23 protein-coding genes are annotated in these 24,367 nt (G+C 56.3%); 15 read left to right on the forward strand and 8 right to left on the reverse strand.

Annotated features, from left to right (window positions below; all coding sequences use genetic code 11):
- Positions 1-179 precede the first annotated feature (179 nt).
- Complete coding sequence (locus MWU51_RS15805; RefSeq protein ID WP_247039102.1) at positions 180-1,190, forward strand: glyceraldehyde 3-phosphate dehydrogenase NAD-binding domain-containing protein; 1,011 nt, start codon at positions 180-182, stop codon at positions 1,188-1,190.
- A gap of 12 nt (positions 1,191-1,202) precedes the next feature.
- On the forward strand, positions 1,203-1,967 hold the full coding sequence (locus MWU51_RS15810; protein WP_247039104.1) for an NAD(P)-binding domain-containing protein: 765 nt from the start codon (positions 1,203-1,205) through the stop codon (positions 1,965-1,967).
- A gap of 129 nt (positions 1,968-2,096) precedes the next feature.
- Here MWU51_RS15810 and MWU51_RS15815 read toward each other — a convergent pair whose 3' ends face one another.
- The 4 genes from MWU51_RS15815 to MWU51_RS15830 form a co-directional block, all read right to left on the reverse strand.
- Positions 2,097-2,354: a hypothetical protein gene (locus MWU51_RS15815; RefSeq protein WP_247039106.1), complete on the reverse strand. Its 258-nt coding sequence runs from the start codon at positions 2,352-2,354 to the stop codon at positions 2,097-2,099.
- Positions 2,355-2,660: 306 nt separating this feature from the next.
- Complete coding sequence (locus MWU51_RS15820) at positions 2,661-4,217, reverse strand: S8 family serine peptidase (protein WP_247039108.1); 1,557 nt, start codon at positions 4,215-4,217, stop codon at positions 2,661-2,663.
- Positions 4,218-4,230: 13 nt separating this feature from the next.
- On the reverse strand, positions 4,231-5,190 hold the full coding sequence (locus MWU51_RS15825; protein WP_247039118.1) for a phosphatase PAP2 family protein: 960 nt from the start codon (positions 5,188-5,190) through the stop codon (positions 4,231-4,233).
- Between the two features lie 22 nt (positions 5,191-5,212).
- Complete coding sequence (locus MWU51_RS15830) at positions 5,213-6,997, reverse strand: SARP family transcriptional regulator (RefSeq protein ID WP_247039120.1); 1,785 nt, start codon at positions 6,995-6,997, stop codon at positions 5,213-5,215.
- A 753-nt stretch (positions 6,998-7,750) separates the two neighbouring features.
- Here MWU51_RS15830 and MWU51_RS15835 point away from each other — a divergent pair.
- The 4 genes from MWU51_RS15835 (at position 7,751) to MWU51_RS15850 (ending at position 12,850) form a co-directional block, all read left to right on the forward strand.
- Entirely contained in the window at positions 7,751-8,017 is a 267-nt protein-coding gene (locus tag MWU51_RS15835; RefSeq protein ID WP_247039122.1) for a hypothetical protein, read from the forward strand.
- Positions 8,018-8,184: 167 nt separating this feature from the next.
- Positions 8,185-9,927, forward strand: a complete 1,743-nt coding sequence (locus tag MWU51_RS15840; RefSeq protein ID WP_247039124.1) for a type I secretion system permease/ATPase — start codon at positions 8,185-8,187, stop codon at positions 9,925-9,927.
- A gap of 3 nt (positions 9,928-9,930) precedes the next feature.
- On the forward strand, positions 9,931-11,247 hold the full coding sequence (locus MWU51_RS15845; RefSeq protein ID WP_247039126.1) for an HlyD family type I secretion periplasmic adaptor subunit: 1,317 nt from the start codon (positions 9,931-9,933) through the stop codon (positions 11,245-11,247).
- Between the two features lie 202 nt (positions 11,248-11,449).
- Positions 11,450-12,850, forward strand: a complete 1,401-nt coding sequence (locus MWU51_RS15850; RefSeq protein ID WP_247039128.1) for a TolC family protein — start codon at positions 11,450-11,452, stop codon at positions 12,848-12,850.
- Positions 12,851-12,973: 123 nt separating this feature from the next.
- Here MWU51_RS15850 and MWU51_RS15855 read toward each other — a convergent pair whose 3' ends face one another.
- The 3 genes from MWU51_RS15855 to MWU51_RS15865 all read right to left on the reverse strand — a co-directional run bounded on the left by MWU51_RS15855 (position 12,974) and on the right by MWU51_RS15865 (position 15,928).
- Positions 12,974-14,371, reverse strand: coding sequence for a hypothetical protein (locus tag MWU51_RS15855; RefSeq protein WP_247039136.1), 1,398 nt, complete (start codon positions 14,369-14,371; stop codon positions 12,974-12,976).
- Positions 14,372-14,402: 31 nt separating this feature from the next.
- On the reverse strand, positions 14,403-14,993 hold the full coding sequence (locus MWU51_RS15860) for a polysaccharide biosynthesis/export family protein (RefSeq protein ID WP_247039138.1): 591 nt from the start codon (positions 14,991-14,993) through the stop codon (positions 14,403-14,405).
- A 245-nt stretch (positions 14,994-15,238) separates the two neighbouring features.
- Entirely contained in the window at positions 15,239-15,928 is a 690-nt protein-coding gene (locus MWU51_RS15865) for a sugar transferase (RefSeq protein ID WP_247039140.1), read from the reverse strand.
- Between the two features lie 282 nt (positions 15,929-16,210).
- On the opposite strand from MWU51_RS15865, the gene MWU51_RS15870 reads away from it, so the two are divergent.
- The 5 genes from MWU51_RS15870 (at position 16,211) to MWU51_RS15890 (ending at position 20,744) form a co-directional block, all read left to right on the forward strand.
- Positions 16,211-16,393 (forward strand): hypothetical protein, encoded by a 183-nt coding sequence (locus tag MWU51_RS15870; protein WP_247039142.1) that lies wholly within the window; start codon positions 16,211-16,213, stop codon positions 16,391-16,393.
- Positions 16,394-16,456: 63 nt separating this feature from the next.
- Entirely contained in the window at positions 16,457-17,395 is a 939-nt protein-coding gene (locus tag MWU51_RS15875; RefSeq protein WP_247039143.1) for an AAA family ATPase, read from the forward strand.
- A gap of 95 nt (positions 17,396-17,490) precedes the next feature.
- Positions 17,491-19,032, forward strand: coding sequence for a lipopolysaccharide biosynthesis (locus tag MWU51_RS15880; protein ID WP_247039145.1), 1,542 nt, complete (start codon positions 17,491-17,493; stop codon positions 19,030-19,032).
- Between the two features lie 40 nt (positions 19,033-19,072).
- A complete protein-coding gene (locus MWU51_RS15885) occupies positions 19,073-19,891 on the forward strand; it encodes a CpsD/CapB family tyrosine-protein kinase (protein WP_247039147.1) in 819 nt (272 codons plus the stop codon).
- Positions 19,878-20,744 (forward strand): glycosyltransferase, encoded by an 867-nt coding sequence (locus MWU51_RS15890; protein ID WP_247039156.1) that lies wholly within the window; start codon positions 19,878-19,880, stop codon positions 20,742-20,744. Before MWU51_RS15885 ends, MWU51_RS15890 begins: the two co-directional genes overlap by 14 nt.
- Here the strand turns inward: MWU51_RS15890 and MWU51_RS15895 are convergent.
- A complete protein-coding gene (locus MWU51_RS15895; RefSeq protein ID WP_247039166.1) occupies positions 20,741-21,406 on the reverse strand; it encodes a rhomboid family intramembrane serine protease in 666 nt (221 codons plus the stop codon). The two genes, MWU51_RS15890 and MWU51_RS15895, sit on opposite strands and share 4 nt — an antisense overlap.
- A 139-nt stretch (positions 21,407-21,545) precedes the next feature.
- On the opposite strand from MWU51_RS15895, the gene MWU51_RS15900 reads away from it, so the two are divergent.
- From MWU51_RS15900 to MWU51_RS15915, 4 genes are all read left to right on the forward strand, one after another.
- Complete coding sequence (locus MWU51_RS15900; RefSeq protein WP_247039168.1) at positions 21,546-22,019, forward strand: UDP-N-acetylglucosamine transferase subunit ALG14; 474 nt, start codon at positions 21,546-21,548, stop codon at positions 22,017-22,019.
- Entirely contained in the window at positions 22,016-22,486 is a 471-nt protein-coding gene (locus MWU51_RS15905; protein WP_247039170.1) for a glycosyltransferase, read from the forward strand. Before MWU51_RS15900 ends, MWU51_RS15905 begins: the two co-directional genes overlap by 4 nt.
- 181 nt (positions 22,487-22,667) lie before the next feature.
- The gene (locus MWU51_RS15910) at positions 22,668-23,498 is read left to right on the forward strand and encodes a class I SAM-dependent methyltransferase (protein WP_247039172.1); all 831 of its coding nucleotides are present in this window, start codon (positions 22,668-22,670) and stop codon (positions 23,496-23,498) included.
- A complete protein-coding gene (locus MWU51_RS15915) occupies positions 23,456-24,310 on the forward strand; it encodes a CPBP family glutamic-type intramembrane protease (protein WP_247039174.1) in 855 nt (284 codons plus the stop codon). Before MWU51_RS15910 ends, MWU51_RS15915 begins: the two co-directional genes overlap by 43 nt.
- Positions 24,311-24,367 lie beyond the last annotated feature (57 nt).

A 24,367-nucleotide genomic window follows, 5' to 3' on the forward strand; every position in this document is an offset into this window, starting at 1 on the left:
CCCTTTCCCCTTGCCCTGTGGTCGGGCATTTTTGCCATTTGGCCCGGATGCGGCCCCTTCGTCCATCCGGCAAACGCAATCGTGAGCATTCGTCAGCAATCGGTGTTTCCACACGCCCCCCTTGCACCTGCCCCCGCTTTCGCGTTCTGTGGACCCATCATCCACATGACGAGGTTCCGATGTCCCCCTCTTCCCCGCACAAGACGCGCATTGGTTTGAATGGTTTTGGCCGCATTGGCCGGTCGATCCTTCGCATCCTGTCTGCCGCGCCGTCGGAGTTCGAGGTCGCGTTCATCAATGATATCGAATCCTTGGACACCTGCGCTTATCTGTTCAAATACGACAGCGTGTTTGGTCCTTTTCCTGGGCAGGTCGACGCGGTGAAGGATGGGCTGTCGATCAACGGCACGGTGATCCCGTTTCACGGGCTTTCCGACATCAGCACAATGGATTTGTCAGAGGTGGATGTGGTGCTGGAATGCACTGGTATGGCGGGCAAACGCGCGGTGGCAGAGCGTGGACTTCAAGCCGGGGCGCGCAATGTGTTGATTTCCGGCCCGTCGAACGAGGCGGACGTGACCATCGTACTGGGGGCTAATGACGAAGTGTTGGCGGGTCAGAAGATCGTGTCGAACGCATCCTGCACCACCAATGCTCTGGCACCTTTGTTGAAGCTGTTGGATGACGAATTGGGCGTGATTGGCGGACATATGACCACGGTGCATTGTTACACCGGCAGTCAGCCGACAGTGGACAAGCCGCGCGCCGAACCAGCGCGGTCGCGGGCGGCGGCCTTGTCGATGGTGCCAACCACCACCAGCGCGCACGAATTGGTGGGCGAAGTGCTGCCGCATCTGGTGGGCCGTATCGAAGCGCGTGCGATCCGCGTGCCGACCGCCAGTGTCTCGGCGATTGATTTGACGGTGCGCACCCGACGCGACGTGACGGTCGACGAGGCGCGCGCGGTTCTGAAAGCCGCCGCCACCGGGAAAGTTCTGGGCTGGACCGAGGAGCCGTTGGTGTCCAGCGACCTTCGAATGCGACCCGAAAGCCTTGTATTGTCAGGGCCGGAAACATCGGTGTCGCAAGGCGGGATGCTTCGCGTTTTTGGCTGGTATGACAATGAATGGGGCTTTTCGCATCGGATGCTGGATGTGGCGCGAATGATCGTGCGGGGCTCTGCTGCCTAGAAAGGACGTTGCATGGAACGCATAGGGTTCATTGGCACGGGCGAAATTGCGGCGGCGATGGTGGCCGGTCTGACCGGGCGTGGGCATCAGATCTCTGTATCCGAACGGAACGGTGCAATGGCCGCGGCGTTGGCCGCACAGTTCAGCGATGTAACCATCGCGACCAATGAACAGGTCGTCTCTGACAGTGATACCGTCTTTCTGTGTCTGCTGGCTGACGTGGCGCGAGAGGTTTTGCCTGATCTGCCCTTCCGCGACGATCAGCGGGTGATTTCGGTGATGGTTGATGTTGCGCTGGCCGAACTAAGGACGCTCTGCGCCCCGGTGAACGAGATCGCGATTACGATCCCTCTGCCGTCTATTGCTGTGGGTGGTTCGGCCTTGCCTGTTTATCCTGACAGCATGGCGTTGCGGTCGTTGTTTGGGGATACCGATATGATCATTCCCTGTGGCTCCGAAGACGCGTTGAACGCCCATTTTGCGGCCACGGCGCTGGCCTCGCCGATCCTTGACCAGATGTGCGAAGGGGCGCGATGGTTGGCGGCTTTGACCGGCGACCAGACAGCATCCGAGCAATATGTGGTGACGGTGTTTGCAGGCTTCCTGCGCAGCATGATCGAGAACCCGGAAACGTCATTTGAAGATCTGCTGGACAGTTTGGCGACCGAGGGCGGGTTGAACGCAACTTTGCGCACCCATATGCGCGACACCGGCGCGGTTGACGCGCTAAGCGAGGGGCTGGACGCGTTGAAACCGCGCCTTCGTCTGGCGGATTAGACCCACATAAGGATTTTCAAACATGAAAACGGGTCGGCGGGAGAAACCGACCCGTTTTTGTGTATTCCATCCCCAGCGTTGTGCGGCCCACCGGCACCGGCATTGCCGGTGACACCCCCGCAGCGCAGGTTACTGGAACACGCTACCATCATCGTCCAGCGCAATCTGGGCGACCGTATCATGGTGAAGCAGGTCCTCGATCTGGCGTGAGGTCAGATCCGCGACGAGCAGTTGGATTTCGGCCATGTTGTCATCGACCATGACGCCGTTCTTGTTCAGGTGATCCATCAGAAGATCGCAATCATCGTTGCAGGTGATCAGCACGGGATGAGAGTTCCTGGTCAAGCTTTCCATGCGGTCTTTCAGTTTCGGGTCCAGTTTTTGCATAGTCGCACCTCGGTTCATCAGATCGGTTGTCGGGTTGTCATCATCTGGTCTTGGGTTTGTCTCTGGTGCGAACTGAGGAACCAGTTTGGGGATTGGAAAGGAACAGGTGATAAAATGGCTTTCACCAAACTGGCTACTCAGAACGCCCTTTCAATATGACTCAATCGCATAAACGTGGCGAAAGGGCGGCGTGAATGTTGCGTTATTTAAGGTGAATTTTGGGCAGATTTGCGTGAATTCAGATGGGGTGGCGCAAGAAAAAGCCGCCGGGGAATAACCGGCGGCGTCTGCAGTTTGGTCTGGTGTTTACTCCAGCGCGGCGGTCACGGCGGCTTTGGCGTCGATCAGGCCCGCGCCGAAAAACGTCCCGAATGCGTCGGCGTCTTCGTTGGCGACGTTCATGCAGTCGGATTTCAGGGACAGCGTCGCGCCCATCATCGGCATGTCGCGGCGCGCAGTGGACATCAGAAAGGCCTTCAGATCGCACCCATCGCGTGGGTGTTTGCCGCTGGCTGATAACCGTTCGGCACGGCGCACCAGCGCGATCACGCCTCCAACCAGCGCCGAGGCGCCCGAGGTGCCGCCAAATTGGGTGTAGAACCCGCTTTGCGCCACATCTGCTGGCAGGTCATGATCATCATCGCCCGCCCCGTCATATCCGAAACTTCCGGGAATATCGGTGCTGAGCAAGCCTTTGCGGCTATAGGGCACCGCCATGGCGCTGTCAGGTTTCAGATACCCGATTTTGTCCAGCTGTTTCGGTGTTTCGCGCAATTGGTGGCGGTTGAAGACCTCCATATCATCGGATGGTGCAACCAAAGTCAGCCCGTCGCCGTAATTGGAGTAGCCAGAGCGATAGCCCTGACCCGACACTGCACCCACAGCGATGACACCGTTTTCGCGATTGGCCAGATTGGCGGGGAACAGAAGCTGGCTTTCGCCTTCGTTCCCGGCGGCACAGACGATGGGCACATGTTTGCTGATCGCGATAAACAACGCACGCACCACGCGCCACAGATGGCGTCCGGTTTCAGAGACCTGTGGAGCGGTGGGGTCGTGCGGCGATGCTTTTTCGGCCAACATCGCGATACGGTGCAGAAGATCGGCGGCCTCGCGATTGGCCCAGCTTTGCAGCTCGGCCTTAAAGTCGTCCTTAGGCGTCACGATCGACGCTTCAGGGTCCGGCAACCCGCGCGGCATGACGATCACGTCGGGTTTCTGGTGCCAGGCGTAAAGAAGCGCCGCGATGAATTGCAGCGGGTCATTGTCAAACCCGGTGCGCAAAGAGATCAGGTGCGAGAACGGATCAACCCCGAAATAAGGGATCACCCCCTTCGATGGTTCATGATCTTTGCCACAACAGTTTTCCGGCCCGCCGACAATCAGCCCGCTGACCGCAGTGCCGTGTGAGGCAAACTTGGCCTCGGTGTCGCCATGGGCGCGTAATTCGCCGGTGCTTTCGGCAAGATGTTGGACCACCTCGTCAAACATTGCCCGTTCGTCAGCCTCGAGCCCATCAAGGTGCAAGCCATCGATGGACAGCCCGGCAAAGTTCTTCCGTTCCTCATCCTTGTCCGTCGCCAGACGTGCACCATAGGGCGTGCCGGTGAAATCGAGCGACCGGGACGGATCAACGCGGTCTTTCAGGTTCGGGTGGGCAAAGCTGCATCCGACGTCGATCAGAACGACGGTGGACGGCATCGCTTCGGCCTTTGCGGCCAACGTATCCCAGAGCGTGTCGGAAAAGCCTGTCTGGGTGTCGTCGGGCGTCAGAACCCCCAGCGACACGAGGTGCCACAGGTAGTAGTAATTGCTCTCGTCCACATGCTCGGCCTGGACGCATTTTGAGTTTGCGGTGTTCATATCCCTTGCCCCCTCAGATCCATTCTTGCTGCACAGACTGATAGCGGTCGGCGAAAGCCTCGGCGAACAGGGGTGCAAATTGTTTCGCCAGTAGCTGCCCGGCAGCTGTGTCGCTGGGATAGTGTAGCCCGGCCCACTCGCGGTTTTGCGCCACGTTCAGGGCGGCTTCGGACAAGATCTGCGTGGCCGGATGTTCGGGCAGGATCGTGTTGAAGGCGAAGGCCAGCGTGTGACACTGGAAGGAATGGTTGCTGGGATAAGCTTCGTGCGCCGGGTTAGGCAGGACCGGACGCAAGCGCGGTTCAATCTGGTTGGGTCGAAGCCGTCCAAACAGACCCTTGTAATAAAGCCCCACATATTCGGTGACGGTCAAAAGCTCCAGAAACAAGGCCTCGGTGTTTTCAAAGCCTGAAAGCCCATCAATGCCCAAGGGGCGGGTGAAGGCGGTCAGGTCCAGTGTAGCTTCTTGCAGGATATCGGGGATACGCAGTTTGCGTTCGTCGATATTGCGCTGCATGGCCAATAGAAGCTGCGTTTCCAACCGACTGTGATCGGGGCCGGGTGGTGGTGGCAGGGCGACGTTGGTCCATTCATTCGGCAATCGCGCACCCAGATCCGTGGCGCCTGCACGGTGCAGCCGCAACAGGGCGTCCGTGGGCATCAGGGCTCCGCTGGCCCCTTGGGCGCTTGGAGCCTGAAGCTTGTTCTTATTTTTGTTTTTGTTTTTGTTTTTATTCTTATTTTTGTTCTTGTTCAGCGCCGATTTGTTGAACGCGGATTTGTTCAGCACCATCCTGACAGCACTGACGCCGCCCGCCCCTTGCGCACCGGTGCGGCTATCGACCGAGATTTCGGCGATCTTGTCTGTCGCGTCGTCAAACTGAAGGCCGGTGGGGCTAACCGTGATCCGGCCAAGGCTTAAAAATTCAGCGATAGAGCCACATTGACGTATGGTATCGGCCCGGTCTTTCATAATGTCATCCCCTGTAATTGCTCTAATCTCGGTCAAATCCGGCTTTGCTCAATCCCAACAGGAATTGTCGCCCGCCTTCGGTGGCCAACCCCGGATAGCCCGATCCGCGCAGCACTTCGGTCGAGAAATCGGGCTCGATCTCGGCCAGTTTCTGGCGCAGGCTTTCGACCATCTGGACATTGCCAAGATGCGCGTGGCTGGAAATCAGATAGCGCAGGATCGAGTTGAATTTGGGCCGTTGCACCAATGCCTTTTCACCGGCTTCGATCGCTGCGGTGTGATTGCCGGCAAGGGCGGCTGCGATACACTTGGTGGTGTCGAAATAGTAACTGATCGGCGTGTTGGACCCTAAATGCTGTGCCCAGGATGCCATCGCCAATGACTTCCGCGTGTCGCCCGCATAGGCGCTCATCGTGGCGTAAAGATCCCAGCCAATCGCCTGTTCCGGGTCGATCTTCAGCGCGCGTTCAAACAGTGATGCGGCCATGTCAAACTCGCTGAACAGGTAAGAATGGATATGCGCGGCAAGGGACAGAACCAATGGGTCGAACTCATCTTCCTCCAGCGCGCGGGTCGCGTAATACTGCGCCTCGGAAATCTGCGCGGCGGCGTCCGGGGTGAACCTTTGGCCCACCTGAAAGGACTTGGCAAAAGCCATCCAAGCATAGGTTTGCGCGTTGGGTTGCACCTTCAGAAGATGCGCCAGCTTGTCTTCGGCGCTGGACAGCTCGTTCACTGACAGGCCGAACATCTGATAGATACATTCGATCAACTGCCCGGCCCCTGCCATTTGCGGGCTGGTGGCTTGCCGTTGCAGATGACGCCCGATCTGGATCACGGCATGTGACACAAGCCCGTTCAGGGCCGGGCAGGCGGGCTGGGCAAAATCGTCGGGGCCAAATGCCTGACTGGATGACCATACGGTCACGCCATCATTTCCGGTCAGAAGCTCGACCGACAGGCGCACCGATGGGCCTTGGTTCAGTTCGGTCACACGCAGAACCAGTGGGATTTCAACCCGGCCAAATTCGCTGCGCATTTGCGACAGAGGTTGATTTTCAAATGTACGTACGCTGGGCACCCGGCCCATTTCGCGCAGGTTTCGGGTCAGCTTGTCGATCAAAAGCCCTGCATGTGCGTCCCCGGCCATGCCGCTTTGCACCCCGATGGCCCAGGTGGCCGCCTGTGTGGGCTGGATCGGTTCCGAGACGTTCATTTGCGCGCTTATCACAGGATCAGGTGAAGACGGACCACGCGACAGCCCCAAAGCGTCGGGTGACATTTCAGGCGTCGTTTCGGCATCGCCATCACGTCCGTGATCCACCAGTCGTTGTTCCCAAATCTGGCGCTCTAACGTCAGCCAGCTTTCAAATTCGGGATCACAGATGTCGAACCCTTCCAGAAAATGCTCGGATATCGCATCTAGGCCGATCGGCGGGGCGACTTCTCCGTGCTCGACCTTGTTCATCAGGTCGATGGCGTCGACACGAACACGGGACAGATCCAGCGAGACTGAATATTTGTCGGCGCTCAGGATGTCTTTCATGTCAGCGCCAAAGCATTTGCGAATGTCCAAAAGCGCTTGCCGGAGACTAGCGGACGCCTGATCCTCGCCCCGGTCGCTCCACAGTTTGTCGCGCAGCCAAACGCGCGACCGCGACCCGCGCGGGGCCAAGGCCAACATGGCCAGAACAGCCTTGGATTTCTGGTTTTTCGGCGTGAACTGATTGCCTGCGCCATCCTGCACGGCAAGAGGCCCGAACAGAAAGATGTCGAGGTCATGTTGTCGGGAATGATTAGCGTCCATTGGCAATCCTTCGGAAACCTTCGCGTTAAACGCAAAAGATTGTTTCGAAATACTACCCAAAACTGGCATTTCTTGCAAAATATGCTCTGCAAACAATTGCGCGTTTCCTTGATGAACATCCCTGCTCTCTGTCTATGCATCGCCTGTTATTACTGCGTGAAGCGAGCGTGAATGCAGCGGGGCTTAACTATCTAACGGTTGAGTGCAGCCATGTTTTGGGGGTGAAAAGCGTCCATCCTGACATATTTTTGTTGATCCGGGGTCGCTGGACTTGGCCAAAAGGACCACTTTTGGGCGCTTCAAATCAGCGAAGTGATTCGTTTTTATTCGAACGTCTTGTGCGACACAGGCTTTCCGTTCTTTTAGGTGTCGCCGCAAAACAACATAGGTACTTGTCAGATTGCTGCCTGAACGCCGGTCAGTTACCCGACTTAAACTCTTTGAAAAAAAATGCTTAGAAACAAACACTAGCCCGAAGGGGGCTTATCCTTTCGAATATTATTGCGAGCGGGTCAGGTGAGCCTTGGTCTAGGCATCCGAAGTGCAACGTCGGCGTTGTCTCGCTAGTTTATAAAATTCTGCTCGGAGAGACTCGCGCATTGGTTGATTTCATGTATATTGGTAGGACCACTCAGGCCGGAACAATGTGTGATGTATCGTGACCCCATCGATCACAGACAGTCGTTTTGCAACCCTGAATAAACGGCGTTCGCGCCTTAATTGTGCCACGAATCCTCCGCAGGCTAGAGGAAAGTGGAATCAAAGGATGATCTCTGCGACGTCGCGCGCGATGGCGATCGGTCGTTTGGACTGGAGTTGAACATGGTAATTGGTGTCCTTGGTCTTGGAATGCTTGTCGGGCTTGGCACCGCGATCGCCGCCCTTCTGAATGGCTATTCGATCTGGATGGCGCTGTGGTTCTACAGTTCGGTCGGAACATTTTCGGCCCTGGTCAGCATCGCCATGTTGCGTCTGATCCGTGATCACATCCTGAACGGCACGGACGAACCGCAGAGCTGACTGTCTAACCCCATACCCTGATACACGCGCGCCCGGACGATCCTGTGGCGCGTTTTTGTTTCTGTGCCAGACAAATTTTCGACGGTCATTGTTCAGTCCTTGCATCGTGGGGCACATGTGAACAAACTGTGCGCATTATCGACGCAGATATCTATGGGGAAAATTGATTGTCACAACAGCTTTCGGTGAAACCCAAGAAAAACCCATATAAGAAAGAGCTTTCGCATCTGCGCCGGGCGTTTCTGACAGTTGGTTTGTTTAGTGCCGCGATCAATCTGCTGATGCTCACAGGCCCGCTTTACATGCTTCAGGTCTATGACCGCGTGCTGTCCAGCGGATCGGTGGCCACACTGCAAGGTCTGTTTGTGATCGTTGTGATCCTTTACGCCTTTCTTGGCATTTACGAATTTTTGCGTGCCCGGCTGTTGTCGCGGGCGAGTTATCGGTTGGATCAGGCGATTGGTGCCGACGCGTTTGGCTTCTGGCTGCGGTCAGGCTTTGTCGACAACAAGGAGCACTACAACCCTGTGCAAGATCTTGGTGTGATCCGTGCCTTTCTGGCCAGCCCGGCCATTCTGGGTCTGTTTGATCTGCCGTGGATCCCGATTTTTCTGGCGGTGGTGTTCTTCATTCACCCATGGTTGGGATGGCTGACTGTGGGTGGGGCGATCATTGTGATCATTGCAGCGGTCATCAACCGCTTTGCCACAGGCGCGCCGATCAAAAACGCCGGGAACAGTGAAGGGATTGAGCGGTCGTTCGTTGAACGCACCCGTCGCAATGCCGAGGCCGTTATGGCGCTGGGGATGCTGGACAAGGTGACCGATCGGTGGCGTGGGCTGCATCAGAATAGTCTGGGCCATTACCAAACCGGTGGTGATCGGTCTGAGATTGTCGCGGCGTTTTCCAAGTCATTCCGTCTTCTTTTGCAATCGACCTTGTTGACGGTCGGGGCCTATTTGGCGCTGTCACAGGAAATCTCGGCCGGAATGATCATTGCAACCTCGATCGTGGCAGGCCGCGCGCTGGCGCCGGTTGATCAGGTGATTGGCCACTGGCGCACCATCGGGCGCGCAGGTGACGCGCATCGCCGATTGAAAGAGGCGATGGATTACATTCCCGACCCGCAAAGTGGTTTTGATCTGCCCGATCCCAAAGGCCATTTGGTTGTGAAGAATGTCACCAAACTGACGCCCAAGGACTCTTTGGTAAGTGACCGGCCCCGCATTCTTGAGCGGATCAGTTTCGAGCTTGAGCCGGGCGACGGGCTGGGCGTCGTTGGCAGCAGCGCGGCAGGCAAATCCAGTCTGGCACGTCTGCTGGTGGGGCTGTGGGAGCCTGATCATGGCGAAGTGCGTCTGGACGGCGCGACGCTGAACCAATGGCACACCGAAGATCGCGGCGGCCATATCGGCTATCTGCCGCAACGGGTCGAGATGTTGCCCGGCACCATTGCCGAAAACATCGCGCGGTTTGATCCAGAAGCGCGGGACGAAGATGTCATCGAAGCGGCGCAGATTGCGGGCGTTCACGATATGATCCTGAAGATGCCGCAGGGATACACGACGTTTGTGGGCACAACCGAACAGCCTTTGTCGGGTGGGCAGACACAACGTCTTGGTCTTGCGCGCGCGCTTTACGGTAGTCCGCGCTTGCTGGTGCTGGACGAGCCGAACTCGAACCTCGATGCAAAGGGGGACGAGGCGTTGGCCAGCGCGGTGATCGGGATGCGTAAAAAGGGTTGCACCGTATTGGTTATGGCGCACCGCCCCAGTGTCATTCAGGCCGTAAACAAGATCCTGATCCTGCATGAAGGCAAGGTTGGTCGCTTCGGTTTGAAAGAAGAGGTGTTGCAACACGCCACGCCGCAGCGTCCCACTGCCGCCCCCAGTTCCGTGTTCGAGGTATAAGTGATGGCCAATCCTGCATCCGCTTCCCAAAACCTGATCAAGACCGGATTGGCGACCCCCGTCTATCTGGGCGCGCTGGCCAGTTTGGCGTTGCTCGTGTCCGCCTTTGTCTGGATGTCCACGACATTGATCACCGGGGCTGTGATTGCGCCGGGTAAGGTGGTGGTGCGCGGTTTGCCCAAACAGGTGCAAAGTCTGGATGGCGGCGTGGTGCAGGAAATTCTGGTCAAAGATGGTGATGTCGTCAGTAAGGGCGACGTGCTCTTACGGCTGGATCCCAGCCTGTTGCAGATCAATCTTGAGATTTATCGCAACCGCCTGTCCGAGGTTGTCACCCGCGAGGCCCGGCTGGATGCCGAGTATCAGGAGCTTGACGCCCCCGTTTTCAACATCGACAGCCCGTATCTGCCTGGTATCGACCTGACCCAGCATTTCAAAGGTCAGCGCGAGATTTTCGTGGCCCGGCGTGAAGTGTTGAGCGGCCGCAAGGAGCAACTGGCGGAACGTATCCTACAATTTCGCAACCAGATTTCCGGGGTTGAAGCGCTGATCAGCGCCAAGCAGGATCAATTGGCGTATGTCAGTCAGGAGCGTGAAACCAAACAGGGGTTAAGCGAACAGGGGCTGGTGCGCGAGAGCGAATTGCTGGAGCTACAGGGGCGGGAATCATCGCTTTTGGGGCAGATTGCCGAGCATCAGTCGGAACTTGCGCGGATCTACAACTCGATCCGCGATACAGAGCTTGAGATCCTGCAAGCGGATCGCGAGTTCAAGGAACAAGTGGTGACCGAGCTGCGCACCACCACCGCCGAACGCGAGGAACTGATCCTGCAAATCGTGACTGTCGAAAAGCAGTTGGAGCGGATCGACATACTTGCCCCAACTGATGGGATCGTACACGAGCTTCAGGCCACCACCGAAGGTGGTGTTGTCGCGCCCGAAGCGACGATCACCCAGATCGTGCCCTTGTCGGACGGGGTCGAGTTCAAGTTACAGGTGGACCCACAGTCGATTGATCAGGTGTTTGTGGGGCAGGTTGCGAAGGTGCTGTTTCCGGCCTTCAACCAGCGCACCACGCCCGAGCTGTTTGGCACGGTATCCGGAATCTCGCCCACATCGGTTGACGACCCGCAGACAGGACTAAGCTATTTTCGCATTGATCTGACTTTGCCCGTCGAGGAAATCGCGCGGCTTGGCGATGTCGAACTGATCCCCGGAATGCCGGTTGAAGCATTTCTGCAAACCGGCGAACGGTCAGTTCTGACCTATCTGACGGAACCGCTTTTGCAGCAGCTCAGACGCGCATTCCGCGAAGGATAGACGACAGCATATCTTTGCCTGTTGTGGTTTTTCGGTCATCCTGCCCCCGCAGTTTCACGAAAATCTCAGTATTTCTTGGTGAAAACAGGGTTCTGTGCCAGTCTGCCCCCAATAATAACCGTAAACATAACAGTCGCACAGACGGCTGACGAGGCAGACGGGTAGCAATATGAAACAAATGAACAGGCGCAAAGCGCCAGTCTTGGGACTCGTTCTTACCGCGACAATCGGGCTTTCCGGATGCGCAACGGACGAGCCTTACAAACTTCCATTCTTCAAATTCGCCAAATCGTATTCCAGCGTCTCTTCGCACGCGGTGCCAGTGCCTTTGGCCAATGATACGTGGTGGATGGGGTTCAAGGATCCGGTCTTCAACAAGCTGGTCGAACGTGCGCTGGCTGGGAACTATGATCTTGAGATTGCCCGCGAAAAGGTGATCGAAGCACGGGCGAACCGTGATGCGGTGCCGGGGCTTGTGAACCTGTCGCCGACTGCCACGCACCGTTATGCGCAATCGCCGGGTGGCACAGCAGCCCATAACAGCCATGCACGGCTGAACCTAGACTGGATGCTTGACCCTTATGGCTTGCGTCGTCAGCAGATTCAGGCAGCCGGTGCTCGGATTGACATTGCAGACGCCCAAGAAGACGCAGCCCGTCTGACAGTGTTGCTGAACTTGTCCAACGCTTATGTGGACCTGCGCTATAATCAGCGCTTGTTGAACTTGCGCCGTCAGCAGCTGGCCTCGCGCCGGAATGCCGTGACGCAGACCAAGCAGCTGTTTGACCGTCGCGCCGCAACCAAGCTGGATGTTGTGCAGACCGAAGCGCTGGTGGCCGAAACCCAGACGCAGATTCCGGCTCTGATCGCTGCAATCCGTGCGGGCAAGACCGAGATTGCAGTTCTGACAGGTGTCGAGCCCGGCCGCCTGGGTGTCAATCTGGATAGCAATGCCAGCCAGCCGCGCCCTTCGAAAACCCTGAAAACGGGTGTACCAGCAGATATTCTGCGCAACCGCCCAGACATGATGATTGCCGAACGCAGCTATTATGAAGCGGTCACCAATGTTGGCATCGCACGGGCGGATATGTATCCGTCACTGTCGCTGACCGGCATGATTGGATTTGGAAAAACCAGTTCCGGGGACGGGCTTGAGTATTCTATCGGGCCAACGCTGAACCTGCCGTCTTTGCCGATGAAAAGTGACAAGTCACGTGTTGCCGCTCGACAATCTGCGGCCCGTCAGGCCTATGCAGGCTGGCAGTCTGCTGTCCTGAGTTCGGTCAGTGAAGTGGAAAGCGCGCTTGCCGCGTATCAAGGCAGCCGCAGTGCGGTGGTTGAATCGCAGCGCCGCGTGCGTCTGAATGGCGAAGCACGTGACCTGACCCAAGAGCTTCTGAAACAGGAAGGCGCGACCATCCGTGACCTTATCAGCGCCGAGGAACGGATTGCAGATGCCGACACCACCCTAGCCGACAACCTGCGCCTGCTGGCTCGCAACTATGTGCGCCTGAACATCGCATTGGGCGCTGGCAGTCAGTTTGGCGAACCGGAAAAGGAAAAGGTCGTCGAGGTGAAATCTGCGAGTTCGGTATCCAACTAAAGCGGAATACACCCGCCGAAACGCCGCCAAGACAAACCCATCAAAAAACCCACCCGGCTGTTACGCTCGGGTGGGTTTTCTTTTTGTGTCATTGCCGCCGCGCTCAATTGCGTGGGGTGGGGATCAACGGATGCTGAATTCGCGTTCCAGAGTAACAAACAGCTCGTTGGATTCACGATCCGTAGAGCCAGTTTCCTTGCGCTTGCGATATTCATAACCGGCAGTCAAACCCCAATCTGCCGTCAGGTCGCGTGTATAGGTTGCGCGGAACCCTGAGACGGCGGTGGTGCTGTCGGTCACGACATCTGTCACCTCGGCATAATCCAGTTCGAACCCGATGGACGCATTGGGTGACACTTCAGTGTCAAAGCCAAGCGACGCGGTGGTCGACCGGTTTTCAATGCCGCCGTCTGATGTGTCATAGCTGCGTTCAAGTGCTGCGGTGACGGTGCCCATGGCCAGCTCGTTGGTGTAGCCTAGGCTGCCGATCATATTCACATCGCCCGCATTTGATCGTGTGGCACCGATGCCCGCGGTGATGGAACCACCGGGTGTTTCAAACTCGCCACGCAGTTCGATTGTGTCGCGACGCCCTGTGGTGCTGATTCCCGTTGAATATTCTGCTGTGACGTTGCCGGTCGGGAAATCGCGGGTTACAGACAGCCCGCCGGTCACGCCGTCTTGCAACGTGGTTCCGATCAGGTTGGTTTCCTCGATCTCGGTATAGCCAAGGCTGGCGGTCATGCGGGTGATCGCGTTGATTTCGTAGGTCAGGCTGGCTGTTGCGCCAACCGTGCGGCGCGAGGTGCGGACGGTGTCCATCGCGTCATACTGTTCCCAGTCCAGCGCGATCCGGCCTTCCATCACGGGCGAAAACTGCAGACGCGCAAAGACTTCGGCGGCTGTGGTTTCGTCGTCATAATTGCCGGGGTCGGTGGTGTCCCAATATTCGGTTTTATCGTATTCCAGAACGGTGCCAAAGCCAAAGGGAGCGGTGCGTCCGGTTTCGAATGCGACGCGCGCACTGTATGTGCCACGCACGCCATCGGTAGGGACAAGGTCGTCCGCCTCCAGCCCATCTTCGATCAGATCATCAAGCCCTGCCAGCGGGTCTTCGAATTGAAGTGACACCTGCTGATAGGCCAATTCAGCTTCAAGCAAGCTGTCGGCGCTTTCCAGTTGATAGCCCAGAACGATGGATGGATCGTCAAAAGTCGTATCGGTCGATTGACCGGGCAAAGCCGCAGTGCGGATGGTGCCGGCCAGATCAGCAGTGAATCGGGCAACGCCGGTTTCGCTGAGCAGCCCGAAGGTTACGGTGTTGTCCCAGAGGGTCGATGTGCCTGGGGATGGATCGCTGAAGCTAAGGTTGTCATTAACCCGTAAGGTCGATGCGATCCCCAATGTCAGGGCGAACCCCTCGGTCGGGGCGACTGCGTCTTGACCTGTGGCGGGAACCAACCCTGTTGCAAGAAGGCTGGTTCCGGCCAGGAGGGCGGCGATTTTGTTTTTCTGTCCCACCTGTTTTCCTCTGCTCGTTTTGCCGTCGCGCTTATTCGAAAAGTCGGCGCTGTGGCACGATGATCACGTCACCTTTTTGCAGGCGAATGTTGCCGGCGTTGGTGTCGTAGTTATAGCCATAGATCTTGCTGCCACGACGCACCTGAATACGCTTAGAAGCAGCAAAACGGGTCAGGCCGCCACCTTGGGCGATGGCTTGCAAAACTGTCATGCCGCGACGGCCTTCCAGTTTGCCCGGGCTGTTGATCTCACCCGTGATGAATATGTCTTGCGTGGCGACAGCGCGTGTGGTCGTGCCGGTGCTGGTGGAACGCCCAATTTCACCGACCGACACATAGACGTTCGGGGTTGCAGCAAAATTCGACGCCATTGCACTGGCAAGGGCGGAAGCGACCTGTGCGGTTGTGCGACCGGCAGCGCGCACGCCATCGGCGAACGGGAAGCTGATCGATCCATCGGGAAGCACCAGAACCGACCGGTTCAGATTAGCGTCTTCGACCACTTCGACATTCAACGTGTCGCCGGAGCGGATTTTGTAGCCGTTCTGGGCCTGCGCATCGCTTGCCGAAAAAAGGCCGAATGCAAATACTGCCGTAAGAAGTGTGAAAAACTGTTTTAACATGGTGAATCCCCTAGCTGCCAAGTGGCATAGATAAGAATAGCCCTGTCTGGCTTGTAATCAAACGATAAATAATGAGGCTTTACTCGTCGAAGCAGATTTGTCGCGCGATTGCACCCATTTCCTGAGAAATTCGACCTATGGGTAAGGTGTGCACGAAGAAATCACGCTTGCGTTGATCGTGGCGGGTTATCAGGTCCGTGAGAAAAACAGCGCCCGACCAAATGGCTAGGCGCTGTTTGTTGGTTTCAGTGGCCAGTGCAGCGCAGAACAACGCCGACGGTCTGGCCAAGAATCTCGAAGTCTTTCTTCAGCGAAAGCTCGTAATAGTATTTCGTGTCGAACGTCGCACGCTGGGCGAATGTCGTCTCGTTGCGGTCAGACACTTGCCACGGACCGGTGATACCGGGGCGCATGGCATAATAAGCAGCGCCCGGATACAGGGTCTTCTGATCTTCCATCATGGGGCGCGGGCCAACGATCGACATGTCGCCGACCAGCACATTCCACAGTTGCGGCAGTTCATCCATCGAAGATTTGCGCAGGAATTTCCCGATCTTGGTGATCCGCGGGTCATTTTTCAGCTTTTGTGTGCTGTCCCATTCGGCGCGAGCTTCTGGATTGCTGTCCAGATAAGCCTCAAGCCGTTGGTCGGCATTCATGACCATCGAGCGGATCTTCACCATGTTATAGATGCGACCGTCTTTACCGATGCGCCGCTGACGATACAGCGGCTTGCCACCATCAAGAGCAGCCAACAGCAGCATGATTCCGATCAGCGGAATCGCAATCGGTGCCGACGCGACGACAAAGGCAATGTCGAGCAGACGCTTAAAGCGATCACGATAAGGACGGACAGAAGAATCAGCTACGTAGAATTTTTGTCGTTTCACCAGCTTGGTGCTGGGACCTGAAAAGTCTTTAAAATGGGTCGTCATTTTCCTTACACCTCAAATAAAAAAGCAGCAGCCTGACACGGGAAACCCTCGAGACGAAATAATCTCTATGTCTTGCAGGCACAGCAGCTTGCGAACCAACCGAGAAGTCGAAATAACCTTCGGCTCTCCTTAACCCCGTAGGCACATTAACACATTATTGCCCAATTTGTAGCACATTTCCGCCCACCTTGCGGTATGATGCATTAAGTAATTGGAAACTTATAATTTTACAAGCATTCTAACGGCTCTTTTTAATGTTTTATTGTTCTGTCTAAGTATACAATGAAGGACACTTTTCCATTTTTATTGATTTTTGATTTCGGTCATTTGCACAAATCACGATTCTCGGCGTTGGCTGATTCTTTTGACCATGCAGGAAAGGCGTTTAGGCCCGAACAGCGGCTGGACAAACAGGTTCAAATTTGTTGTGCAGGCCGTTATATGCAAGAAGCCAGCGCGTTTTGACATTATTTGGCCACAACCGCGCATTAGTTGTTAAGGTATTAAACCGGAAAGTCAGATAGGAATATGAATTCCAACGAACTCTACACTGGCCATTTCGGATTGACCGAACGGCCCTTTACTCTGGTGCCGGACCCAAGCTTCCTGTTTTGGTCCAAGCAGCACAAGCGCGCCTATGCCGTATTGGAGTTCGGAGTTTTGTCGCGTGCCCCGATTACGCTGATCACTGGTGAGATCGGTTCGGGCAAGACCACCCTTGTGCAGAAACTTCTAAGCCAGATGGACGAAAGTGTGCGCGTCGGGCTGCTGTCAAACGTGCAGGGCGACCGGGGCGAGCTGCTGCAATGGGTGATGAACGCGCTGTCCATCCCGTTTGAACCGACAGAAAGTTATGTCACGCTGTTTCAGCGGTTTCAGGAAAGCATCGTCAGCGAATACGCTGAAGGTCGTCGAGTCGTGCTGATCATCGACGAAGCGCAGAACCTGTCCAGCGAAGGGCTGGAAGAGATGCGGATGCTGACAAACATCAATGCCAATAAAGACGAACTGATCCAGCTGATCCTTGTTGGGCAACCCGAACTGAAAACCATCGTACTGAGTCCCGGAATGCGCCAATTGGCACAGCGGGTCGCTGCCAGCTTTCATTTGGACGGCATGGATGAACCCACTGTGCGTTCGTATATCAAGCACCGTCTCAAGGTTGCGGGCGGAAAGGGCAGCGAAATTACGCCGCTGGCCTGTGCCGAGATATTCAGGGCCACTCACGGCATACCGCGTCTGGTCAACCAGCTGTGTGAACTGTCCTTGCTCTATGCCTGGAGCAGCAACAACAAGCGTGTTTCAGTAAAGGCCGTGCGCAATGTTCTGGATGATGGAGTGTTTTTCGCCAGCAATGTGTCAGATGACGACCAGGAATTGAACGAAGCGCCAGAGGATGACACGACCAAACCTTTGTTCTTGCGCCAAGGACGGCGGGTTGACATTCCCAAGAAGAAAACAGGATAGCTTCAATAGAATTAATAGCATGTTACTATCCCCGGCCAGATTGCTGATACGAATTTCGCGAACCAGCGGGTCTTGGGGAAAGGATTAAAGAGTCAATGGCTTCAACGAACCTAAGATATTACCGATCTATTTTCATACGGCGGCTTCCGTATTTCCTGGTGGTCGCCACAGTTATTTCTGCGGCATCGATCATCATTGGGATGTCGCTACCGCCGTCTTATGTCTCGCGGATGACGCTGATCGTGGAATCGCCGCAGATCCCGGATGAATTGGCGGCCTCGACTGCGCGGACCCCTGCGCAGGAACAGTTGCAGGTTGTCGAACAAAAACTGATGACGCGCGCCAATCTGCTTGAGATCGCGAACAAGTTTCAGGTCTTGGAAGGTCAGGATGAGATGACGCCTGACCGAATTGCACAGGCGATGCGGTCGCGCACCTCGATCCGAAGCTCGGGGGGGTTGGACCAAGCAGCGTTGATGACGATCAACTTTGAGGCACCCACAGGCCAGAAGGCGGCCAGCGTGCTGAACGAATACCTGACCCTCATCCAGAAAGAGGATGTGCAATCGCGCACCGGGCGTGCCACGCAGACGCTTGAGTTCTTTGAGCAGGAAGTCTCGCGTCTTAATCAGGAACTGGCCGAGCGCAGCGCGCGTATTCTAGCATTCAAGACCGAAAATGTGTCGGCCTTGCCGGAAAGCTTGGATTATCGGTTAAGCCAACAGTCCCTGATGCAAGAGCGTTTGGCGCAGCTGGAGCGGGAAACAGTCAGCTTGCAGGAACAGCGCCGTCGGCTGGTGCGGATCTTTGAGACGACCGGACAGGTTGGCGGATTGCGCGGCCCGGCCCTAACGCCGGAACAGAAACAACTGGAAGAGCTGCGGTCAGAGTTGAATAACGCGCTTGCCGTCTATTCTGCTGACAATCCGCGGGTGAAGATGCTTCAGGCACGGATCACCGTTCTGGAAGATCAGGTCAGAACAGCACCGACGGGCGACGAAGGTCAGGAAGTGACCGGAAACTCGCTTCTGGATGTGCAGTTGGCCGAAATCTCGGCCCGGCAAAAAGTGTTGGATGAACAAAAAGACAGCGCTCGCAAGCAGTTGGCGCGACTTACCGAATCCATCGAGCAAACGCCGACAAATGCCATCCGTCTGGACGAGCTGCAGTTGGACTACGAGAATCTTCAGTTGCAATACAACACGGCCGTAGATCGCCTGTCGCGCGCCAGCACCGGCGAACGGATTGAGGTGATGTCGCGTGGGCAACGGATTTCGGTGATCGAGCCGCCTGCCGTCCCAAGTCAGCCCGACAAACCCAACCGCGCGCTTATCGCCGGGGGCGGCAGCGTTTTTGGCATTCTGGCGGGGCTTGGCCTGATCTTGCTGTTGGAAATTTTGAACAAGTCGATTCGCCGACCTGAAGATTTGGTGTCCAAGCTGGGCATCGCGCCACTGGCCACGATCCCTTACATCACCGTCGATGGTGAAAACTCGCACCGGCGCACGTTGCGCATTCTGGGTGTGATCATCATTTTGATTGGCATTCCCGTCGCCGTGTACGCAGTGCACACGTTCTATCAGCCGCTTGATCTGCTGGCTGACCGGATCATGGACAAAATTGGCGTGCGCTGGTGATGGCGCGGAAACAGAACTGTTCAGAGAGGATCTGATCGCAATGGAAAAGCTTCAGGCCGCCATCGAAAAGGCACGCAGACAACGCGACGGGAAATCCCCGGTGCGCCGGTCTCAGGAAAGACCGGCCAAACCACCTGCTTCGATGTCCGAGGCGTGGGCCGAACTGGAACCCTTTGAGCTTTCGTCGTCAGTTGCCCGGAAAAACCGGTTGGTGTCGTTGAATGGCGGGTCCAGCGCTGGTCCGTTCGACATGCTGCGCACGCGGATATTGCAGCAAGCCATCAACAATGGCTGGAAACGCATCGCGCTGGTATCGCCGCACAGTGATTGCGGCAAAACAACGACCGCTGCCAACCTGATTTTCAGCTTTGGTCGTCAAACGGACTTGCGGACGATGGTTCTGGATCTGGATTTGCGTCGGCAGGGGTTGGCCAAAGTGCTTGATCTGCAATGTGACGGCAATATGGGGGACGTGCTACAGGGCAAGAAAAGTTTCGCTGACCATGGCCGCCGGTTTGGCGAGAACGTGGCGGTCGGGCTGAACAGCGGCGAGGTCGTGAATGCCTCGGAAATCCTGCAAAGCAGCCAGACCAAGGTTGTGTTGGACGAGCTTCAGGACGATTACGAGCCGGACGTTATGCTTCTGGACATGCCGCCCCTGATCGGAGCGGACGACAACTTCGGGTTCCTGCAAAACGTCGATTGCGCCATTCTGTTGGCCGAGGCCGAACGCTCGACGATTGAGCAGGTTGATGTCGCTGAACGCCAATTGTCCGAGCTGACCACCGTCATGGGCGTCGTGCTGAACAAAAGCCATTTCAGCGACAGCGCATATGGATACGGATATGGCACCGCCTGACGCCGCGATCATCATTCCCCACTATAATGACCCCGAACGGCTGGCGCGGTGCCTGACGGCACTTTCGCGCAATGACCTGTCACGGGTCGAGGTTTTGGTGGTGGACAACAATTCGCCCACGCCGCCGACCGAGGTTCAGGCGCGGTTTCCCGATGTCAGATTTGTGGTCGAGAGTGAAAAGGGGGCCGCTGCCGCCCGAAATCGCGGCGTGGCAGAAACAGACGCGCCGCTTCTGTTTTTCATTGATGCCGACTGCGTTGCCGCCGATGATTGGGTTGCCAAGGCGCATGAAGTTGCGCCTACCGCTGATTTGATCGGCGGTCGGGTCGATGTGTTCGACGAAACTCCGCCACCGCGGAGCGGGGCCGAGGCATTCGAGGCTGTCTTTGCCTTCAACTTCCAGAACTATATCGAGGTTCAGGGGTTCACAGGCTCGGGCAATCTTGTCACGACCCGCGACGTCTTTGAAGATGTTGGAGGGTTTCGCGGGGGTGTCTCGGAAGATCTGGATTGGAGCACGCGAGCGGTCTCAAACGGGCACAAGCTGATCTATCGCGAGGATCTGGTGGTCAGTCATCCGTCACGATCTGATTGGGCGGCCCTGCGCCACAAGTGGCGGCGATTGACGCAAGAGCTGTTCGGCGTGAACGGAAACACGCCGCGTGACCGTGCGAAATGGGCGCTGCGGGCTTTGGCGATGCCGATCAGCGCCATCGTACATACCCCGAAGGTTTTAGGCAGCGACAAGCTGAATGGGTGGGTTGAGCGGTTGCGGGCCGTGGGCACTTTGTTCCGGCTGCGGTTTCAGCGGATGATCTGGATGCTGCGGCAAGCGTTGGGTCAGGATATCTAGCGCGCTGATCTGCGTCGTGCGCGACGCTTCTTTCTGAAAAATGCCAGGGCCGCGGCCGCCGACCATCCGGCGACAAAGCCGCCCAAATGGGTTTCCCACGCCAGCAGCCCGCCCATTAGAAGCCACAGCAGCAGGTTCAGGACACCAAGGATCAGAACGGTTTTCAGAACCGGCCACTGATCCAGCCCCAACCGCTGCCGGTCCGTCCACCGCCAATACAGAATCGCACCGACCAAACCGAACAGTGCCCCCGACGCCCCAACCATAGGTCGCGCCGACAGGGTCAGGATCCCGAACAACAGCGCGCCGCCTATGGCGGACAGCACATAGATCAGCACGAACCCTTTTGGACCTGCGCGCACAATCGCCATGCGCCCGATCAGCCACAGCGTCAGCATGTTGCCCAGCAAATGTGCCATACCGCCATGCAAAAAAGCATAGCTGACGAACATCGTCCAAGGTTGCGCGGCATAGTTCGGGCGCCAATTGTGCAAAAGCCCCGCCCAGAACGCGGCGTTCTGATATGCCAACGGGCGCCATTGCTTGGTGCCGACAAGCCCCAGATCGGCAGCAAACAACACTGCCTCGATCACCACATTCAGGGCGATCAGGCCGAGGATCAGGGCCTTGGCGGGCCGGGTCAGGTGCGGGTGGGCGATCATGATGCAGAATTGCCCGCTTGCCCGGCGATGCACAAGGCTCAAATACGTCTGACCGCTGGTGATGCGTGTCGGAACTTGTTATAAGTGGGGCATAGTTTACGTTGTTTTTTCCAAGCAGTTCGATCCGGGTTTTGCGTTTATGACATCATCAAATTCATTCGGGTCGGCCCCGCGTATTCTGGCCGTTGCATCTGCTGGCGGACATTGGCACCAATTGGGGCAGGTTTGCGCTGCGTTTGACCCGACGGATGTGACCTATGTGACTACGTTGGATGGGCTACCGCAGAAGTCAGGGTTTGCGCGGTTTGAGCTTGTACAGGACTGCAACAAGAATGCCCCGTTTAAGGCTCTGATCTGCACCGTGCAGATGGCTGGCGTGCTGATGCGCACACGCCCGGACGTGATCATCACCACCGGGGCTTTGCCCGGTGTGATCGCGCTTGTGCTGGGTTGGATGATCCGTCGCCGTACCATCTGGGTGGACAGCATCGCCAACGCGGAAGAGGCATCATCCTCGGGCAAACTGGCGAAACGATTTGCAACACTGTGGCTGTCGCAATGGGAAAGTGTCGCGCAGGCTGAAGGCGGTAAATACGAGGGGTCTTTGCTATGATCTTCGTGACCGTTGGCACGCAATTGCCGTTCGACCGCATGGTGTCAATCATCGACGATCTGGCGGACGAGATGTCGTTGGAGGTGTTCGCACAGACCGCCGATCCGGCCGCGACCTACGACCATATCAAACACGCCCCGTTTTTGACGCCGGATGAATATGACGACATCATCGCGCGCACGACCGTTCTGGTCGGTCACGCCGGGATTGGCACCATCCTGACCGCGAAGCAAATGGAAAAACCGGTGATCGTGATGCCGCGCAAGGCGTCGTTGGGTGAACATCGCAACGAACACCAACTGGCCACTGCCCGCCATCTGGAAGGGCACGAAGGTGTCTATATCGCCCATGACCGAACCCAGCTTGCCACGTTGTTGCAGGCGCCGGACCTGATACCAGCCAGCTTCCGCGATACGCCGGAGAAAACGCGATTGCAGACATATTTGCGTGACTTCGTCTATGGCTGAACCGTGCGATAGGTCGTGATCTTGCCAAACTTGTGAACAAGTTAAACGCTCGTTTTTTTGTTGAGATAATGCTATGCTCGTGTCTGCGCGGTAGCCCTTGGCCAAAAATTTCGGTTGGTCAGTCAGGTCCGCGTAAAGATTTGAAGAGCATTATTACTTCAACATAAAGGAGAGGGTCGCTATGAGCCTCCTCAAGAAGCAAGCCAAGGTTTTGGTTGGGCGGTTGGGTGAAACACTTTTTCCACGCGTCGTCGAGGATCTCGAGACAGGACGACACAGCGGGCGCGACATTCGACTGAAACGCGCGATTTTATATGCGCGCAGTCAGCGGGCGAAGAAACTGGGGAACGAAGAGCAAAGCGAAAGCACGTTGCACCAGTACTGGAAAACCGATACGGCCAATGATTTTTACGTGCTGTACGGGCATCGGTTTCAAGATTGGTTTTTAGGGCCGCATCTGAAGCTGATTGATCAATTGGAAGCATACGCGCAAGAAAACCCCATCGAACACATGATCGAGGTTGGATGCGGCGATGGGCGTGTGCTGGATTATTGCTCGAAGCGACTGACTGGGATCAAACGGTTCACCGGGTTGGACATCAATCCAATGATCATCGACGCCAACAAGACCCGCTATGCTGATAACCCCTCGCTAAGTTTTGTGTCCGAGAATGCACAGGACTGGGTGCCAGAGCATACCGGACCTGGGACATTGCTTTTCACCTATGGCGGTGTGTTAGAATACTTCTCGCAACACGGGTTGGAAGCATTGATAAAGCGCCACACGCAGCAACCTGACAGTGTGATTGCCATCGTCGAACCCCTTGACCCGGCACATGATTTGCAAAATGATCCAGACAGCCATATTTTCGGCCAAGAGAATTCGTTCTCTCATAACCATAGACGTATATTGGAAAAATTTGATTACCATGTTCGATTTGAAGAAGAACACCAAATGGGTCCGATCCGATGGATCATGATGATGGCAACCAACAAACCGCGCAATACATGACCACCGATACGGTGTCAGAATCCGGTTTGCTTGGCACCTTGCGCCGCCATGAAGTCTGGGTCTTTCTGTTCGGAATCGTCATCCTGAATGCGTGTTTCATCACCGCGATCGCGAACGGGATTTTGCCGCGCGGTTTGTATAACTGGGGCCGATTCCTTCTGCTGGCCTCATATCTTGTCTTCGTCGTTTATCTGGCGCGCCAAATGGGTGGGGTTTGGTCCTTGATCAAACCCATGGGCGTGTGGCGTGTACCTTTGAAATGGTTCCTTCTGGCGGCCATTTGGGGCGCGATGAACGCGATAATTGTGCTGGTGTTAAAAGGACTGATCCTTGGCACCGGATTGTCCGAAATTCACGCCAGCTTCGAAGTTATCTCGCGCCCGCGGTTGATACTGGTGATTGTCATAAGTTCCTTCGTTGGAGAGATCGTCTGGATCGGCTATGCGGTTCAGAAACTTTCGGTGCGGTTCACCCCTTTCGTGTCAGCGCTGATTGTAGGGTTGTTCTGGACGGCGTGGTGGACCCCGATGGTGTTCATGCAGATTGGAATCGTCCCCGAACTGCCTCTGGGTGGGCTTTTGTTGAATCAGACGGGCATCGCGATCATGTGTGCGTATTTCTATGCGCGCACAGGCAGCGGGCTGGTGGTGCTGACGATGCAGATCTTTTTTAACAGTTCGATTCTGGTGTTCCCCATTGCCCCGACGACAGGCGGGGTGGCGACCTATTGGGGGTTTGCCATGTTCTATTTTACACTCAGCGCGGCATTTTTTGCGCGATATGGGCCCAAACCATTGTTTGCTAAAGACTAAATCGGCGCGTTGGTTCGGATCTATTTTCACCGACGCACCTGTTGTCTTATGGGCAAC

Source organism: Aliiroseovarius sp. F47248L, from assembly GCF_023016085.1.
Classification (GTDB): Bacteria; Pseudomonadota; Alphaproteobacteria; order Rhodobacterales; family Rhodobacteraceae; genus Aliiroseovarius.

Excerpts from the sequence above, each read along its gene's own strand:
- MWU51_RS15805 (WP_247039102.1), top strand. The coding sequence starts at position 180 with ATGTCCCCCTCTTCCCCGCACAAGACGCGCATTGGTTTGAATGGTTTT.
- MWU51_RS15810 (WP_247039104.1), top strand. The coding sequence starts at position 1,203 with ATGGAACGCATAGGGTTCATTGGCACGGGCGAAATTGCGGCGGCGATG.
- MWU51_RS15815 (WP_247039106.1), bottom strand. The coding sequence starts at position 2,354 with ATGCAAAAACTGGACCCGAAACTGAAAGACCGCATGGAAAGCTTGACC.
- MWU51_RS15820 (WP_247039108.1), bottom strand. The coding sequence starts at position 4,217 with ATGAACACCGCAAACTCAAAATGCGTCCAGGCCGAGCATGTGGACGAG.
- MWU51_RS15825 (WP_247039118.1), bottom strand. The coding sequence starts at position 5,190 with ATGAAAGACCGGGCCGATACCATACGTCAATGTGGCTCTATCGCTGAA.
- MWU51_RS15830 (WP_247039120.1), bottom strand. The coding sequence starts at position 6,997 with ATGGACGCTAATCATTCCCGACAACATGACCTCGACATCTTTCTGTTC.
- MWU51_RS15845 (WP_247039126.1), top strand. The coding sequence starts at position 9,931 with ATGGCCAATCCTGCATCCGCTTCCCAAAACCTGATCAAGACCGGATTG.
- MWU51_RS15860 (WP_247039138.1), bottom strand. The coding sequence starts at position 14,993 with ATGTTAAAACAGTTTTTCACACTTCTTACGGCAGTATTTGCATTCGGC.
- MWU51_RS15865 (WP_247039140.1), bottom strand. The coding sequence starts at position 15,928 with ATGACGACCCATTTTAAAGACTTTTCAGGTCCCAGCACCAAGCTGGTG.
- MWU51_RS15870 (WP_247039142.1), top strand. The coding sequence starts at position 16,211 with ATGAAGGACACTTTTCCATTTTTATTGATTTTTGATTTCGGTCATTTG.
- MWU51_RS15875 (WP_247039143.1), top strand. The coding sequence starts at position 16,457 with ATGAATTCCAACGAACTCTACACTGGCCATTTCGGATTGACCGAACGG.
- MWU51_RS15880 (WP_247039145.1), top strand. The coding sequence starts at position 17,491 with ATGGCTTCAACGAACCTAAGATATTACCGATCTATTTTCATACGGCGG.
- MWU51_RS15885 (WP_247039147.1), top strand. The coding sequence starts at position 19,073 with ATGGAAAAGCTTCAGGCCGCCATCGAAAAGGCACGCAGACAACGCGAC.
- MWU51_RS15890 (WP_247039156.1), top strand. The coding sequence starts at position 19,878 with ATGGCACCGCCTGACGCCGCGATCATCATTCCCCACTATAATGACCCC.
- MWU51_RS15895 (WP_247039166.1), bottom strand. The coding sequence starts at position 21,406 with ATGATCGCCCACCCGCACCTGACCCGGCCCGCCAAGGCCCTGATCCTC.
- MWU51_RS15900 (WP_247039168.1), top strand. The coding sequence starts at position 21,546 with ATGACATCATCAAATTCATTCGGGTCGGCCCCGCGTATTCTGGCCGTT.
- MWU51_RS15905 (WP_247039170.1), top strand. The coding sequence starts at position 22,016 with ATGATCTTCGTGACCGTTGGCACGCAATTGCCGTTCGACCGCATGGTG.
- MWU51_RS15910 (WP_247039172.1), top strand. The coding sequence starts at position 22,668 with ATGAGCCTCCTCAAGAAGCAAGCCAAGGTTTTGGTTGGGCGGTTGGGT.
- MWU51_RS15915 (WP_247039174.1), top strand. The coding sequence starts at position 23,456 with ATGGATCATGATGATGGCAACCAACAAACCGCGCAATACATGACCACC.